At 63.7% G+C, this 16,085-nt stretch carries 14 protein-coding genes; 8 read left to right on the plus strand and 6 right to left on the minus strand.

Annotated elements, in window-relative coordinates:
- The first annotated feature begins 28 nt into the window (after positions 1–28).
- A complete protein-coding gene (locus tag BLT98_RS17305; RefSeq protein ID WP_092609746.1) occupies positions 29–928 on the plus strand; it encodes a LysR substrate-binding domain-containing protein in 900 nt (299 codons plus the stop codon).
- On the opposite strand, the gene BLT98_RS17310 is transcribed toward BLT98_RS17305, so the two are convergent.
- Both BLT98_RS17310 and BLT98_RS17315 read right to left on the minus strand, forming a co-directional pair.
- On the minus strand, positions 925–1,677 hold the full coding sequence (locus tag BLT98_RS17310) for an SDR family oxidoreductase (protein ID WP_070257866.1): 753 nt from the start codon (positions 1,675–1,677) through the stop codon (positions 925–927). The genes BLT98_RS17305 and BLT98_RS17310 overlap by 4 nt on opposite strands.
- Positions 1,678–1,794: 117 nt before the next feature.
- Positions 1,795–2,826: a methyltransferase domain-containing protein gene (locus BLT98_RS17315; protein WP_092609749.1), complete on the minus strand. Its 1,032-nt coding sequence runs from the start codon at positions 2,824–2,826 to the stop codon at positions 1,795–1,797.
- A gap of 139 nt (positions 2,827–2,965) precedes the next feature.
- Between BLT98_RS17315 and BLT98_RS17320 the strand changes: the two genes are divergently transcribed.
- The gene (locus tag BLT98_RS17320; protein WP_092609753.1) at positions 2,966–3,856 is read left to right on the plus strand and encodes a helix-turn-helix transcriptional regulator; all 891 of its coding nucleotides are present in this window, start codon (positions 2,966–2,968) and stop codon (positions 3,854–3,856) included.
- Between the two features lie 55 nt (positions 3,857–3,911).
- Positions 3,912–4,316, plus strand: a complete 405-nt coding sequence (locus tag BLT98_RS17325; protein ID WP_092610011.1) for a VOC family protein — start codon at positions 3,912–3,914, stop codon at positions 4,314–4,316.
- 124 nt (positions 4,317–4,440) lie between these two features.
- On the opposite strand, the gene BLT98_RS17330 is transcribed toward BLT98_RS17325, so the two are convergent.
- Positions 4,441–7,311 carry an insulinase family protein gene (locus BLT98_RS17330; protein ID WP_092609756.1) on the minus strand — a complete coding sequence of 957 codons (2,871 nt, stop codon included), beginning with the start codon at positions 7,309–7,311 and terminating at the stop codon, positions 4,441–4,443.
- 283 nt (positions 7,312–7,594) lie between these two features.
- On the opposite strand from BLT98_RS17330, the gene BLT98_RS17335 reads away from it, so the two are divergent.
- The 4 genes from BLT98_RS17335 (at position 7,595) to BLT98_RS17350 (ending at position 11,540) form a co-directional block, all read left to right on the plus strand.
- Positions 7,595–9,007: a HAMP domain-containing sensor histidine kinase gene (locus tag BLT98_RS17335; RefSeq protein WP_070257870.1), complete on the plus strand. Its 1,413-nt coding sequence runs from the start codon at positions 7,595–7,597 to the stop codon at positions 9,005–9,007.
- The gene (locus BLT98_RS17340) at positions 9,004–9,546 is read left to right on the plus strand and encodes a hypothetical protein (RefSeq protein WP_070282968.1); all 543 of its coding nucleotides are present in this window, start codon (positions 9,004–9,006) and stop codon (positions 9,544–9,546) included. Before BLT98_RS17335 ends, BLT98_RS17340 begins: the two co-directional genes overlap by 4 nt.
- Positions 9,543–10,910, plus strand: a complete 1,368-nt coding sequence (locus tag BLT98_RS17345; RefSeq protein ID WP_092609759.1) for a sigma 54-interacting transcriptional regulator — start codon at positions 9,543–9,545, stop codon at positions 10,908–10,910. The genes BLT98_RS17340 and BLT98_RS17345 overlap by 4 nt, the downstream gene beginning before the upstream one ends.
- A 267-nt stretch (positions 10,911–11,177) precedes the next feature.
- Positions 11,178–11,540: a BON domain-containing protein gene (locus tag BLT98_RS17350; RefSeq protein WP_034752546.1), complete on the plus strand. Its 363-nt coding sequence runs from the start codon at positions 11,178–11,180 to the stop codon at positions 11,538–11,540.
- Between the two features lie 77 nt (positions 11,541–11,617).
- On the opposite strand, the gene BLT98_RS28860 is transcribed toward BLT98_RS17350, so the two are convergent.
- Entirely contained in the window at positions 11,618–12,061 is a 444-nt protein-coding gene (locus BLT98_RS28860; protein ID WP_071653706.1) for a hypothetical protein, read from the minus strand.
- Between the two features lie 289 nt (positions 12,062–12,350).
- Here BLT98_RS28860 and BLT98_RS17355 point away from each other — a divergent pair, with 289 nt between their 5' ends.
- Positions 12,351–13,364, plus strand: a complete 1,014-nt coding sequence (locus tag BLT98_RS17355; protein ID WP_070257873.1) for a bile acid:sodium symporter family protein — start codon at positions 12,351–12,353, stop codon at positions 13,362–13,364.
- Here BLT98_RS17355 and BLT98_RS17360 read toward each other — a convergent pair.
- Together BLT98_RS17360 and BLT98_RS17365 are read right to left on the minus strand one after the other, a co-directional pair.
- Positions 13,316–14,779 carry a UdgX family uracil-DNA binding protein gene (locus BLT98_RS17360; RefSeq protein WP_092609763.1) on the minus strand — a complete coding sequence of 488 codons (1,464 nt, stop codon included), beginning with the start codon at positions 14,777–14,779 and terminating at the stop codon, positions 13,316–13,318. The genes BLT98_RS17355 and BLT98_RS17360 overlap by 49 nt on opposite strands.
- A complete protein-coding gene (locus BLT98_RS17365) occupies positions 14,776–16,008 on the minus strand; it encodes a putative DNA modification/repair radical SAM protein (protein ID WP_092609766.1) in 1,233 nt (410 codons plus the stop codon). Before BLT98_RS17365 ends, BLT98_RS17360 begins: the two co-directional genes overlap by 4 nt.
- Positions 16,009–16,085 lie beyond the last annotated feature (77 nt).

A 16,085-nucleotide genomic window follows, 5' to 3' on the forward strand; every position in this document is an offset into this window, starting at 1 on the left:
CATAAAACAGGACAATCTCCGTCACGCCATGAGCTTGCTGAATTTCGACATCGCCTTCTTGCGCAGCTATGTGGCTGGCATCGAGCTGGGCAGCTTTGCCCGCGCGGCGGACAAGGTGGGCCGTTCCACCTCGGCCGTCAGCGCGCAGCTGAAAAAACTCGAGGAGCAGGCGGGCATGCCCCTGTTCCGCAAGGATGGCCGGGGACTGGCGCTGACGCCGGCCGGCGAAGTCTTGCTCGGCTATGCGCGCCGTTTGCTGGAACTGAACGACGAGGCGGCCGTCGCCTTGCGCGGCGCGGAACTGGAAGGCTGGATCCGGCTGGGTCTGCAAGAGGATTTTGGCGAAGCCTTGCTGCCCGACGTGCTGGGGCGCTTTGCCCGCGCGCATCCGAAGGTGCGCATCGAGGCGCACGTGGCGCGCAACACGGCCTTGATGCAAGGCCTGGCCATGGGCCAGCTGGACCTGGCCCTGCTGTGGGGCGGCGCGTGCATCACTGACGTGGCCGAGTATCCGTCGCAGCAGCGCCAGCATATTGCCGAACCGGCCATGCGCTGGATCGCCTCGTCCAGCCTGGCCTGGCGGCCCGAGTCGGGCGAACCGTTGCCGCTCATTGCGTTCGACCGCGACTGCCTGTTCCAGCGCTGCGCTACGCAGGCGCTGGACCATGCCGGCATCGCCTGGCGCACGGCGTTTACCAGCCCCAGCCTGGCCGGTCTGTGGGCGGCGGCAGCAGCCGGGTTGGGCGTGACGGTGCGCACGGGCCTGGGCTTGCCCTCAACCGTGCGCGCGCTCGATCACGTGGCGGCGGGCTTGCCCGCCCTGCCCCCGTTGTCGCTGGAGCTGCTGCGCGCCTCCAGCGTGCCGAGGCCGCCCGTCGAGCGGCTGGCCAGCCTGATCATCGAGTCGCTGCAACAAGATGCGGCTTAAAATTCCTGCACCGTCGGGCGCAGCACGATTTCATTGATGCTCACGTCGTCCGGCTGCCCGATCGCATATGCGACGGCGCGTGCCACGGCGTCGGCGGGGATGGCTTGCTTGTAAAACTCCTTCAAGCCGGCCGCGCTTTCCGCATGACTGCTGCCACCCGTCAGCTCCGTGGCGATGGCGCCCGGCAAGATGGTCGTGGTGCGGATGGTGCCGCCGCTGGCCGCCAGCTCATGGCGCAAGCCCTCCGAAATGGCGCTGACGGCAAACTTGGTGCCGCTGTAGACGGTCCCGCCAGGGCTGAAAACTTTTTGTCCCGCCACCGACGAGATATTGATGAAGTGGCCGCTGTTTTGTGCCTGGAAATGCGGCAGGACGGCAGCGATGCCATTCAACACGCCCTTGATGTTGATATCGATCATGTTGTTCCACTCGTCGACTTGCAAGGCGCTCATCGGCGCGATGGCCATCAACCCCGCATTGTTGATCAGAACATCGACCTTGCCGAACACGGCGAGGGCCGTGTCGATCAGATTCTTGACCTCGGCAGGCACCGTGACGTCGGTATCGGCAATGGCGGCCTGGCCGCCGGCCGCCGTGATTTCCTCGGCGAGGATGGTGAGCAGATCCATGCGCCGCGCACCGAGCACGACGCAGGCGCCCAGTGTGGCCAGATGGCGTGCCGTGGCTTCGCCCAGGCCGCTGCTGGCGCCGGTGATGACGACGACTTTCCCTGCGATATTTAGACTCATGATGGATTCCCTGTGGAGGCAGCAGAGTGCTGCGGATGACATCGATCAATGCTGGCACAGCTTAGCGCATTTGCGCCTTTTGTTGCTATAAAAAAGATAATTATTAAATGATAATTGTTAGGCGCGCGCAATCAGCACCTGCACGGGCGCCATGGGGAAATCGCTGGCGCTGTATTGCTCCACTTCCCGCCAGCCCGTGTCGCGCAGCAATTGCGCCAATTCTCCCTGACGCGTCACCGGGCGGCCTAGCATGCGCATCGGCAAGTAATACGGCAGCACGCGCGCCGCGTCGCCGGCTGCCGGGGCGATTTCCGCCTGCACGCAGATGAAGACACCTCCGGGTTTCAAGGCTGCATGGATCTTGCGCAAGGCCGCCGCCATGTCGGGCACGAAATGCAGCACGGACGAGCACCAGATGAGATCGTAGCCACTGCCGATATCGTCGCTGTCCAGGTCGCCACCCAGCGTCTCCAGCCGGTCCGATAGTTGCGCATGGGCGATGTTGGCGGCCGCCACGGCCACCGTTTCCGGCCAGTCGAAAACGCAGCCGTGCAAGCCCGCATGGGCTTGCGCCAGTGCAATGGCAACCCAGCCCGGGCCGCCACCCACGTCAAGCAGGCGCAAGGGCGTGTTGCCGTTCGCAAACGGGGCGATGCGCTGCATCACGGACAGGGCCGCGCGCATGGTGACGGCGCGTTGTTCCTGGCCAATTTGCTGCTGCGCGGCAGCGGCCCAGTTGACCCCATTCGCCGTGCTGTACGGTGCGGCCTTGCCGCCCTCGCGCACCAGCGTACTGAGCTGCGTGGCGAAATGGCGCAGCGCATGCAGCCGGTACAGCCAGGCGTCGCCGCAAAAGGCCACGGAGTCGCGGCAGAAATACTGCAAGGTGGCGGCCGTGCAGCGGTAGCGCTGTGCCTCGTCGTCGGCCGCATCGCGTTCCAGCACCTGCATGCTCCAGAGCAACTCCAGCAGCAGCGCCGTGTGCGGCGCGTGCAGCGACAGGGCTTCGGCCAGCTGCGCCGGCGTGTGCGGCGTGGCCAGCACCTCGAAAAAGCCCAGTTCCAGGGCGGCGGCCAGCCCGTCCGCCTGCACGGGGGCGACGGCCAGGTCCCAGTAGGGTTGCAAGGCGTGTTGTGAGGTGAACGGCATGGTGCTTCCTTTCGGCGTAGTGGGCACGAGGTGTGCATAACGCTATTTTATGCAACAATGAGAATAATTATCATTTGCATTTGTATGCGACCCGGTGCATTTCGTATGCGCGACGGCGCGCGGGAAAACAGGAGGAGCGATGATGGAACAGGACAGGGAAGCGGCAGGCTGGACGCGGCGCCAGCTCGATCCCGGCATGGGCGAGTGCCGCGCCGACCAGCGCCAGGTCGATCAGGGCTTGCTGCTCGTGCATTCCGATTACCGTCCGCGGCTGGCGCTCGTCGAGCAATCGAAGCATGACGATGCGGGCGGCATGGTGATCACCATCGGCCTGCAAGGCGTGTCCGGCTACACGACGCGCGATGGCGAACAATTGCGTTTCCGGGGGGGCCATACGACGGTGACGGCGTTTCGCCACGTCAGCGGCGAGCGCCGTTTCGAGGCGAATCAACGGGCGGCGCAATTGCGCGTGCTGGTCGCTGAAGACGCGCTGGCGCGCTACTGGCCGGAGGGCCTGGCATCCCTGCTGCCCAACGGAGGCGCGCGCCAGCTGGCGCATGCGGCCACCACGGCTGCCTCCGCCCTGCAGGCGCGGGCGCTGTTGCGCGCGACGGACCCGCTGGCCGTGCATATCGGCGTGCTCAGCGTCCTGGCGGAACAGTTGCGGACACTGCGGCCGGCGTCCGCTCCCGCGCCGCGCTGGCCCGAGGCCGAGATGATCAAGCTGGAGCGTGCCCATGCGTTGATGCAGGAGCAGATGGCGCAAGACCTCACGCTCGATTACCTGTGCGCGCAAGTGGGGCTGAGCCTGTTCAAGCTCAAGCAGGGATGGCGCTACCGCTACAACGACAGTCCGCAGCGCACCCTGCTGGCGCTGCGCATGCAGCGGGCAAAGTTACTGCTGGAAAATGGTTGCCAGGTGGCGCAAGCGGGCTGGCAAACGGGCTATCGTCATCCGTCCAATTTCAGCGCCGCGTTCAGCCGCTATTTCGGCTACGCGCCGAAGACCGTGGGACGCGCTGGCACGTAAAAAGCCGGTGTAGAATCGGCGGGCAGCATACTCATACGACTCACAAGGAGACATGATGGCCCGCAAAATCTTTGTCAATCTGCCCGTCCAGTCGCTGGAACGTTCCGTGACGTTCTTCACGGCGCTGGGCTTCAGTTTCAATGCCCACTTCACCGATGAAACGGCGACGTGCATGATCGTTGCCGACGACATCTTGGTGATGCTGTTGACGCACGACAAATTCCTGCAATTTACGCCCAAGCAGCTGTGCGATACCAAGGTGGCGACGGAAGTGCTCGTGTGCCTGTCGGCCGAGAGCCGCGGCGAAGTCGATGAACTGGTGGCGAAGGCTGTCAAGGCGGGCGGCAGCATCTACAAGGAGCCGATGGATTTCGGCTTCATGTATGGCCACAGTTTCCAGGACCTGGATGGACATCAGTGGGAGTTGATGTACATGGAACCAGGCGCCGTACCTGGCTGATAGGTGGTGGTGTCTGGTGGTGTCGGATTACGCGGCGTGCCGCCGCTAAGCCGACCTACGCGACAGATCGGGTAGGTCGGATTAGCGCGGCAACGCCGCGCGTAATCCGACGTCTCCGGCCAGCTCAGGAAGCCAGCGCCAGCAGATCGACCACGTCCAGTCCGGCCAGGTCTTGCGTCGTGTTGCCCGCAAACGCGGCGCGGCTCGGCTGGCCGTTCTTCAGCCAGGTGCGCGTGACAGCCTTGATCTGCGCCAGGGTGCAATTGAGCACGCCGGTGCGGAATTGCTGGCGCACGGCTTCCGTCGTGCCGCGCTGCTGCATGTTCCACGCCGTCAGCGCTTCCGCGTATGGCGAGTGCGGCTTGTCGAGGCCCTTGATGACGCAGATGATGGCTTCTTCCACTTGTTCCTGCGAGAAATCGCCGTCGAGGATTTGATCCAGGGTCGTGCCGAAGTCGGCGAACGTGCCGGCCAGGCGCGGATCGCGGTAGGAACTCAACGTGAACGTGCCGGCGCCGGCCGCATAGCTGGCGCTGCCGCCATACGCGCCGCCTTTTTCGCGCAGCGCCGTATGCAGCACCTGGTTGGTCATCAGTTCGGCGGCCACGGCCAGGGCGGACGCGTCCGGATTGTGCACGCCAGGCACGGCCCAGGAAACGAAGCAATGGTTGATCTGGCTCGTCGCATGCAGGGCCGTGTTGGCCAGCGGCAAGGCAGTTGGCGTTGCCGTGTCGCTTGGCGTCGTGGCATCGGTGCTGGCTGCCGGCAATTCCAGCAAGCGGGCCAGGGTGATGCCATCTTGCTCCAGGCCTGCGCACAGCACGGTCGGCTGCTGGGCGATGATGTGCGCGTGCAGTGTGTCGAGTTCGCGGGCGATTTCCTGCAAGCCTGCCGACGTCTTGCTCAATTGCTGCAAGCGGCGGTAGAACGGCAGCGCTGCCGGGCCGCCGACGATGTCGTCGAAGCGGCGCGTGGGCGACAGCGGCGCCGCCGCAGCGAGCATGGCGTAGCGGTTGCCCGATTCGGCCAGGCTGGAGAGTTTGTCCTGCACCAGGCTTTCGATCAGGAAGGCCAGGCGTTCTTCTTCATCGAAGCGGGGCTTGGCGATCCAGGCCGACAGCACGGCGGCGATCGCCGCGTGTTCTTCACGCAAGCCGCTGGCCGAGAACGACAATTCCACGCGCATCGCTTGTTGCGGGCGGGGAATGGCTTCCAGGCCGATGTGGAACGAGGGCACCATGCTCTGGCGCCACGCGCTGGCATCGTCGAACGACATGTCGCCCACACCCAGTTCCGGCGCCAGGTCCGTGTACAGGCGCAGCCAGGGCCATGACGCTTCCGGCAGGTTCGACACGTCGTACAGCACGTTGGCATAGCTGATGCCGTTCGAGGCGATACTGAACGCCACGGCGCCATCGACGGCCGGGGGAATCGGCAGGGCCGGGCGCGGCAAGGCGCTGACGTCGCCCGGGCGGATGCGCGGCAAGACTTCGGAATTCGACGGCAATTGCTGATGCGCTTCCAGCGCGGCGGACTCGGCCACGATGTGCTCGCGTTCGGCATCCGTCAGCGTCGCTTGCAGGGCCGCCAGCTTGGCGTCTTCCTGCGCGGCGCGGTCCGTGAAGTAGGCGCTGTCGGGCACCACGTGGGTCGTCAAACGGGTCGGATTGGCGATCAGCTCGCGCACCAGTTGCTTGAAGAATTCCGGGTCTTCGATCTGCTGTTCCAGCGTTTCCAGGATGGCCGCGTTGTCGAACGCATCCATCACGTCGCCGCCATACATGGCCAGCGGCAAGGCGTGCAGCAAGCGGCCCAGGCCGTAAGGCATGCGGCCGCTGCTGATTTCGCGCTGGCTGTACTTGATGTCGCGCAAGGCCGCGTGCAGCACGGCGGCGGGAATACCCTCTTCCGCCGTCTCTTCCAGGGCCGTCCAGATGCGCTGGTGCGCATCGGCGATCTGTTCTTGCGTCAAGCCTTCCATGCCGATGTGGAACACCATCTGGCGGATGCCCGCGTCGCGGCCATTCATATCCGATGGGCGGCCATAGCCGGCCGATTCCATGGCGCGCATGATGGGCGCCGACGATTCGCCCAGCAAGCCGTGCGACAGCAAATGCGCGTGGTAGTAGGCGATGGGGTCGCTCGACTCGCCCATCAGCCAGGCGAATTGCAGGCCGAACTCATCGTCGCGCGCTTCCTGCGACGGAATCTTGACGATGTTTTCCTGCGGCGCGGTCCACGCGGGCGCCAGCTGCGGCAGGCGGCGCGGGCTAAAACCGCTGAGCTTGGATAACACGCGTTCGGCCACCTGCTCTTGCACGGCCGACGCTTCGATATTGCCGGCGGTCATGATCACGGCTTGCGAAGGGTGATAGTGGCTGGCGTGGAATTCTTTCAGCATGTCATGCGTCAGTTCCGGGATCACCAGTGGATCGCCGCCCGACTCCACTTCATACGTCGTGCCCTTGAGCAAGGCGCTGGCGATGCCGCTGTCGAGCGCGCGCATGGGGCTGTTGAAAGCGCCCTTCATTTCATTGAAGACGATGCCCTGGTACACGAGCTTGTCGCCTTCGAACGCATGGCGCCAGCCTTCCTGACGGAAATTCAGGTAATCGAGGTTCGGGAAGAAGGCCGCGTCCAGGTAGACGTCGAGCAAATTGAAGAAATCCTTGCGGTCGGTGCTGGCGAACGGGTACACGGTGCGGTCCGGATAGGTCATCGCGTTCATGAAGGTGGCCGTCGAGCGGCGCAGCATCGAGAAGAAGGGGTCGCGCACCGGGTAGCGCGACGAGCCGCACAAGGCCAGGTGCTCGAGGATGTGGGCGCGCCCGTCGCTCACTTCCGGCACAGTGGGAAAGGCCACCAGGAACACCATCTCAGCCTGCTCGGTATGCATGTGGATATGGCGCATGCCCGTTGCTGGCTCGACATATTGTTCGATGGTTGCCTGCAAGACTGGAATGAAGTTGCTGCTGACTTTTTCAAATGTGCTCATGCGGTATGGGATCTCTGCGGTAGGTGATTCGGAGTGTCGGTGGGGCTGCATCACATATGGGGGCAAACTGGCGCAATGCCAGGGCGGGTCCCAGTTTGATGCCTGTATGAAGCTTTTCCCTATTGTACTAGGAGTATTCGTGCGCCGCCGCCGGGGCCTTGCTGGCGACTGGAAAAGCGACAGTGTTGTAAAATTGATCATTCCAGAGTGGGTGGCGTCTCCGAATGAAAGCTTAGCGTACCATGCGCCTTTTACTGTCCAGACTGACCCGAAGGCGCCTACCTTGTCCCGACTTTCCTTTCGCCAACTGTTATTTGCCGCCTTCATTTTGACGACGGGCATTTTGACGGCCACCTCCGTGCAAGCCTTGCTGACCCTGGAACACCTGGCGCGGCTGGGGCGCGAGACGGCGGCGCAGGCGATTGCCTTGACGGAACAGTCGCAGCGCCTGTCCGAGCGCACGCTGGCCATGGAACGCAGCGCGCGCCAATTCCTCGTGCTCGACGACCCCGTGTTCCGCGAGCGCTACGCGGCGGCCCGCGACGAAGCGACGGCGGCGCTGCAAGTGCTGAACCGGGCCACGCCCGAGTTCGCTCCCCAGCTGGCCGACGAATGGACGGTGCAGGCGCAATCGGCGTGGGAAGTCTTGCAAGCGGGTAAGCGCCGCAAGCGCGATGGCCACGCCGTCGTGTACCGCGCGTTTGCCCGCATGACGCAGATCAATGACAGCCTGGCGCGCGAAAGCAAGACGGAAATCGGCAGCCGCAACGACGCCCTGCTGGCCGAGCTGGAACGCCAGCGCCGCCTGCTGGGCGTGCTGGTGGGCGGCGCCGTGCTGCTGGCGGCCGTGCTGGCCACCTGCTTTGGATTCTTGCTGTCGCGCCCGCTGCGTCGCATCGAGACGGCCATCGAGCGCCTGGGCGACAAGCGCTACGACCAGCCCATCGTCGTCGGCGGACCGGCCGATACGCGCCGCCTGGGCCAGCAGCTCGACTGGCTGCGCCAGCGCCTGGCCGATCTCGATGCCGACAAGGAACGTTTTCTGCGCCACATTTCGCATGAGCTGAAAACCCCGCTAGCAGCCCTGCGCGAAGGCGTGGCCTTGCTGGAAGACGAGGTGGCCGGCAAGCTCAGCGACAGCCAGCGCGAAATCGCCGGCATCCTGCAGCAAAACACGGCCTCGCTGCAAACCCAGATCGAAGACTTGCTGCGCTACAATACCGCCGCTTTTGACGCCCAGCACCTGGCGCACAGCAAGGTCGATCTGCTGGTCTTGCTGCAAGATGTGGTGGCCGGGCAGCGCCTGCAATGGCTGGCGCGCCGTTTGACGGTCGAGGTGCAGGGCGAGTCCCTGATCGTGCAGGCCGACCGCGACAAGCTGGCGACGGCCTTGGCGAACCTGCTGTCGAATGCCGTGCGCTTCAGCCCGGAAGGCGGCACCGTACGGTTTACCCTGTCTTGCGAAGGCGGCCGCGTGCGCATCGACTGCATCGACGAGGGAGCCGGCGTGGCGCCCGAGGATGCCGCGCGGATTTTTGAACCGTTTTACCAGGGAGTGCGCCAGGCGGCCGGCGCGCGCAACGGCAATGGCATCGGCCTGTCCATCGTGCGCGAATATATCGCCGCCCACGATGGCAGCGTCACTCTTTTACCGCGCCCCGCCGGCGCGCATTTTCGGATAGAACTGCCCTTATGATGACGAGAATTTCCCTGGCCGGCATGGCCGCCAGCGCGCTGCTGTTGGGCGCTTGCGCCGCCAAGCCCCCCATCCAGACGCCCGTGCTGGTGCAAACGCCGCCGCGCGTGGTGGTGGTGGCCGATCCCCAGCTGACCGAATTGCTGGCGTATCAAGGCGCCTTGCGCCTGATGACGCCGTCGGAACTGGTGAAAGCGCAGCTGGACCTGGCCAAGGCCGATCACGCGCCGCACAACACGCTACGCCGCGCCATGCTGCAAGCGGCCTTGCGCGGTCCCGGCGACCTGGCCCGCGCGCAAGCCTTGCTGGAACCGCTGGCCACGGCCACGGGCAAGGACGCGCAATTGCTGGCACCGTTGGCGCAATTGCTCGGCAGCCAGTATGCGGAGCTGCGCCGCCAGGAAGAGAGCATCGACAAGCTCAACACGCAGTTGCGCGACGCCCAGCGCCGCATCGACCAGCTCAATGAAAAACTGGAAGCACTGAAAAACATCGAGCGCAGCCTGTCCGTGCGCCCTGCCGCGGGAGCGCCGAAATGAGCGAGCACGCCCACATTCTATTGGTCGACGACGATCCCGACCTGCTGCGCCTGCTGACCATCCGCCTGAAGGCGGGCAACTATCGGGTGACGGCCGTGGGCAGCGCGGAAGCGGCACTGGCGCGCCTGGCCGTGGAATTGCCGGCCCTGGTCATTACCGACGTGCAATTACCGGGCCGCGACGGCCTGGCCTTGTTCGATGAAATCCGCCGCCAGCATTCGGCCCTGCCCGTGATTCTCTTGACGGCGCACGGTACCATCCCCGACGCCGTCGACGCGACGGCGCGCGGCGCGTTTGCGTATCTGACAAAGCCGTTCGACGGCAAGCTGCTGATGGAAAAAGTGGCGTATGCCATCAACTTGTCCACCGTCATGCCGGCCGCAGCGTCCGGTGACGAGAGCTGGCGTGCCGAGCTGATCAGCCGCAGTTCGCAGATGGCCGAACTGCTGACCGAAGCCAAGCTGGTGGCGGGATCGGACGCCAGCATCCTGATCCGCGGACCCTCCGGCACGGGCAAGGAATTGCTGGCGCGCGCGCTGCACAACGCCAGCCGCCGCGCCAAGGCGCCGTTCATTGCCGTCAACTGCGGCGCCATTCCCGAGCAGCTGCTGGAATCGGAACTGTTTGGCCACGTGAAAGGCTCGTTTACGGGTGCCGTCGGCAATCGTGAAGGCTTGTTCCAGGCGGCTGATGGCGGCACCCTGTTTTTAGATGAGATCGGCGACATGCCCTTGCCGCTGCAGGTGAAACTGCTGCGCGTGCTGCAGGAACGGGCCGTGCGCCCCGTGGGCGCCGACCAGACGCGTCCGGTTGACGTGCGGCTCCTGTCCGCCACGCACCGCGACCTGGACGTGGCCATGCAGGAGGGGCAATTCCGCGAAGACTTGTATTACCGCCTGAACGTGGTGACCTTGACCCTGCCGCCGCTGGCCGAGCGCCGCGAAGACATCTCCCTGCTGGCGAACCATTTCCTGCAGAAGCTGGCGGCCAAGTACCAGAAACCCCTGAATGGCTTCGCTCCCGATGCCTTGACTGCCCTGGTGGCCGCGCCATGGCCCGGCAATGTGCGCCAGTTGGTCAATGTCGTCGAGCAAGTGTGCGCGCTGGCCACGGCGCCGCTGGTGCCCTTGTCCCTGGTGCAGCGCGCGCTGCGCGTGCCGTCCTTGGAGGCGCTCAGCTACAACGAAGCCAAGCAGCGCTTCGAGCGCGACTATCTGATCCAATTGCTGCGCCTGACGGATGGCAATGTGGCCGACGCAGCCCGCCTGGCCGACCGCAACCGCACGGAGTTCTATCGTTTATTACAGAAATACGAGCTGACACCGGCCCTGTTCAGGCTTGACGGCGACCCTGTCGCTGAATAGCGACAAAAATAAAGCGTTGAAAATCAGGGGCTTGGCGTAAAACATTGACGGTCTTGCCACAATCTGTCGCTGTCAGGCGACAAAAAGCCCCGTTTTTCCGGCCAGATCCGTCTGAAATGCGCTGGAAAAATCGAGTTCGAGTATAAGTCGTTGATTTTCAAGGAAATTTAAAAGCTGGCACGGTGCTTGCTGTATGGGTAGATGTGACGCTTCAAAGTGTTGCTTTATCCAAGTAAGAAGCTTTTAACTTCATTGAGAGGAACTACCATGCAAACATCGAAACTGTTCAATACCCTGGTTGCCGCTATCGTACTGTCGGGCGCCTCGATCACCGCTTCGCATGCAGCTGACTCCGCCCCAAAAGCACAAGCTCCTGCTGACACCGTAGTGGCCGCCAACGCTGCCGCTGCCGTCCCTGATGAAACCATCACTTCCTCGGCCAAGGCCGCCCTGAGCGCCGATGCGCAAGCCGCTGCCCTGCCAGTCAAGGTAGCAACCCAGCAAGGTGTGGTCGTGCTGTCTGGCGACGTGCCGAGCGCCGAAGCGGGTGACCGCGTCGTGCAGATCGTCGCTTCCGTGAGCGGCGTGAAAGAAATCAAGAACGAGCTGAAAGTCAAAGCCGCCGGCTAATCCCCGCGCGGTAACGCCTCGCGCTGTACTTTACTCCGGGTTGCCCTGTCTGCGGACAGGGCATTTTTTTGCCTGTTTCAGTTGGTCTTGACTGTTTCAACCGCTGCTTGCGGAGGCGGTACTGTCACAGGAGCTGTGGCGATGTCCCGCATCTGGATTGTTGTCGTATTGGGATAATCAAATCCTGCCCCTGTGTTACGGTCGACAATGTAGCCAATACCGCCGCCCAGTAAAATATTGCCCCATACGGCACCATTCGATTTTGATACCAGAGTCGAAGTTCCAGACAGATTGCCCTTCTTGCAGTCGACGATCATGTCGCCAGTGCTCTTATGCACCATAACGCTGCCAGGGCTGACAACGAACCAGTTGCCTGCATCGTTGCTGAGATTGCAGCCAATACCGGACACTTCCTTGCTCTCATGAATGGTCTGGATAGATACAGGCTGAAATTTTTCGCCCGCGACGGATGCGCAGCCAGTCAACGCCAGTGATGCTAAGACAACAGATAACTTATACATATTGATCCTAGATGTAGTTGTAATTTTTAGAACAAACTAGTGTAAATTGGCATTGTTTATTTATCCATGAAAATATTTTAATTATGAAAATATTGTTTCTTTTTAGATGAATCACTGGAAGCGCGAATAATGCGGATAGCAAATCCTCTGTCATTCTCACTGTATGATTTTTAGCGATGAGGAATCGAGTTCAACGGTAGAATAGCCAGTACTGGCGCCGCTCCCGGCGCTGTTTGTCATCCCCGGCACAGCATGCTGTTGCAAGGCTGCGCCGTTACCAGGCTACCGCATGTCTTCTTTTTCCCCCGCTGCCCTGTTGCGCAATCTGAAACCCGATAATTTCACCATCGCCCTGCTCGTCACCGTGGGGCTGGCCACTTTCCTGCCCTGCACGGGCCAGACGGCCGTGGTCTTCGGCAACATCACCACGGTTGCCATCGGCGCCCTGTTCTTCCTGCATGGCGCCAAGCTGTCGCGCGAAGCCGTGGTGGCCGGCGCCATGCACTGGCGCCTGCATTTGCTGGTGCTGGCCAGCACCTTTGTCCTGTTTCCGCTGCTGGGCCTGGCCTTGCGTCCGCTGGCGCTGACGTTCCTGACGCCCGACCTGTACATGGGCATTTTGTTCCTGTGCGCGCTGCCCTCCACCGTGCAATCCTCGATCGCCATGACGGCCATGGCGCGCGGCAACGTGCCGGCCGCCATCTGCAGCGCCTCGGCCTCGAACTTCATCGGCATCTTCCTCGCCCCCATCCTGGTGGGCTTGCTGGTGGCCAAGGGCGCGGAAAGCAAGTCGTCGGTGGACGCCGTGCTGTCCATCGTCATGCAGCTGCTGCTGCCATTCCTGGCCGGCCAGTTCCTGCGCCGCTGGATCGGCCGCTGGGTCGACCGCCATAAAGCCACCCTGAAATATGTCGACCAGGGTTCGATCTTGCTGGTGGTCTACACGGCCTTCAGCGAAGCCGTCAGCGAAGGCCTGTGGCATACGATTTCGGTGGAAACCCTGGTCGCCCTGGGCTTGATCAGCCTGCTGCTGCTGGCGCTGGTGCTGGGTATTTCCACCTTCATCAGCCGCCGCCTGGGTTTCAACAAGGAAGACGAAATCGCCATCGTCTTTTGCGCCTCGAAGAAAAGCCTGGCCAGCGGCGTGCCGATGGCCAAGGTGCTGTTTTCCACCCGTTCGCTGGGCATGGTGATCTTGCCGCTGATGCTGTTCCACCAGATTCAGCTGATGATCTGCGCCGTGATCGCGCAACGCTATGCGCGGCGCGATGAGGGGCAGGAAGTGCCGGCTTCAACGCTGTGATGGCTATCCTGCCCTAGCAGCAGCGCCTGCCGCAGCCCCTCGACTATCGCGGCGTACGCCTGCCGCCGGCTTGCCGCATCGGGCGCGCGCAGCACATACGAGGGGTGATATACGGCGACCACCCAGCGCCCATCGTGCCGGATGGGCGTGCCGATCAGCGGCGTCATGCTTGCCGCGCCGTCCTGCAGGATGGACTTCAATGCCGTGCTGCCCAGTGCCACGATCACTTGCGGTTTCACGCTGGCCAATTCCTGTTCCAGCCAGCCATGGCAGGCGAGGATTTCGCGCTGCGCGGGCGTCTTGTGCAGGCGGCGCTTGCCGCGCGGTTCCCACTTGAAATGCTTGACGGCGTTGGTCAGGTAAATACTGTCGCGCGCCATGCCCGCTTCCCGCAGCGCCTGGTCCAGCAGTGCGCCGGCCGGGCCCACGAAGGGCAGGCCTGCCAGGTCTTCCTGGTCGCCCGGCTGTTCGCCCACCAGCATGATGCGCGCCTGAGAAGGCCCCGTGCCGGGCACGGCTTGCGTGGCGTGCTGCCACAGCGCGCAGCGGCGGCATTGGTCCAGGGTGGTGGGCAGGTCGCGCGCGGGCTGGGCGCGCTCGGCGGAGACCGGGATCATGGTCGCGCCGCTGCGCTGGCCCACGCTGGCCGTCTGGCCCGTGCGCCGTTCGCCGTTGGCGGCGCCGCTGAGCATGGCGGGCACGATGGCGCCTTCGGGCAAGTTCTTCCAGAAGCGCGAGGGGATATGGCTGCGCAGCAGGCCGGCATTGACGCGCGCGGGATTGAAGATGCTGCGGTAGTAGGTCAGCCACAGGGCTTCGCCCGCATCGTCGATATCGGCCGCTCCGCTCAGCAGGGCCGGTCCCGCATGCAAGGTCGTGCCATCCCACAACATGCTGGCGGCGGGCGTGGCGATCATCCAGCTGGCAGATCCCATGCGGCGGGCGAAGTGGCGCGCCACCTGCGGCAGCACGTCGTGCGTGGGCTCGAACCAGGCGACGAAGCGGGGCGCACCCTCGGCTTCGCTGCGTTCGCGGAAACGCACATACGCATGCATGTCGTGCTCTTCGCGGCGTACGGCGTTGGCCATGGCGTGCAGGCGCGCGCCGTCCGCGTCAGCGGGAGAAAGTACATCGTGCTGGCCCAGTTGCCAGCGCCAGAGCACCTGGTACAGGAATGCCCAGCGGTCATGCACGTTGAAACAGGCGGCGCTTTCCAGCAATTCCACCAGGGAACGGGGCAGGCGCAGCAACGGCGCGCTGGTATCCGTCGCATCTGGCGTCGAGGAAAACAGGTCGCCATCACCGGGCTGTGACTGCCAGGCAACGTCGGCAGGCGGCACGCCGCGCGCGATCAGTTCGCGCGCGGCCGCGCGCCACTCGTCGAACGATTGCGCCAGCCGCACCACCGTACTCATGCGGCCTGCAGCTCCGGCCACAAATTCATCTGCTGCGGCGCTTCCGCCAAGGCGCGGCGCAGGTGTTCCGAGGCAGTGGTGTCGCGCGCGGGAAAGTAGTCGGCCGTGATGATGAAGGGGGCGATTTTCTTCATGCTGCAGCGCAGGCGCGACAGGTCGGCGTAGCGCACTTGCCGCAACTGGCGCAGGTCGACGATGCGCTGCGCGTTGCGCAGGCCGATGCCGGGCACGCGGGCGATCATGTGTTGCGCCGCACGGTTCAAGTCCAGCGGAAAATGTTCGCGGTGCGCCAGCGCCCACGCCAGTTTCGGATCGATATCGAGCGCCAGGTTGCCGCCAGTGGCGGGCAGCAGTTCGCTGGCCTGGAAACCATAGCTGCGTAGCAAGAAATCGGCCTGGTACAGCCGGTGTTCGCGCAGCATGGGCGGCGGCGCCAGCGGCACGCTTTTCGGGCTGTCGGGGATGGGGCTGAAGGCCGAGTAATACACGCGCTTGAGTTTGTAGCTGCCATACAGGGTCTCAGCCGTGGAGAGGATTTGCTGGTCGTCGCTGGCGTCGGCGCCGACGATCATCTGCGTGCTTTGCCCGGCCGGTGCGAAACGCGGCGCGCGCGGTTCTTCCGCTTTCTCATCGAGCTTGCGGCGGATGGAACCCATGGCCAGCTTGATCGTATGCACGCTTTTTTCCGGCGCCAGCTTTTGCACGCTATCCTGCGTCGGCAGTTCGATGTTGACGCTGAGCCGGTCCGCATAGCAGCCCGCCTGTGCGATCAGGGCGGGATCGGCGTCGGGGATGGTTTTCAGATGGATATAGCCGCGGAACTGGTGCACCTCGCGCAACTCGCGCGCCACCTGCACCAGCTGCTCCATCGTGTAGTCGGCCGACTGGATGATGCCGGAACTGAGGAACAGGCCGTCGATGTAGTTGCGCAGGTAAAAGTCGCTCGTGAGTTTCACCACCTCGGCCACCGTAAACCGCGCGCGCGGCACGTTCGACGTGCGGCGGTTGACGCAGTACTGGCAATCGTACAGGCAGTAATTGGTCAGCAGGATCTTGAGCAGCGAGACGCAGCGCCCGTCCGGCGTATAGCTGTGGCAAATGCCCATGCCCGAGGTGGCGCCAAAGCCGTCCTTGCCGATGGAATCGCGCCTGGGCGCGCCGCTGCTGGCGCAGGACGCGTCGTACTTGGCCGCGTCGGCCAGGATTTCCAGCTTGTCCGTCAATTCCATGGTGCACCTCGATATACTGTGTTTATATACAGTATATCAGGGATTCCACCTTGCGCAGGATTGATCCATGCGATGGC

The organism is Janthinobacterium sp. YR213, from assembly GCF_900099875.1.
GTDB classification, from domain to species: Bacteria; Pseudomonadota; Gammaproteobacteria; order Burkholderiales; family Burkholderiaceae_D; genus Janthinobacterium; species Janthinobacterium lividum.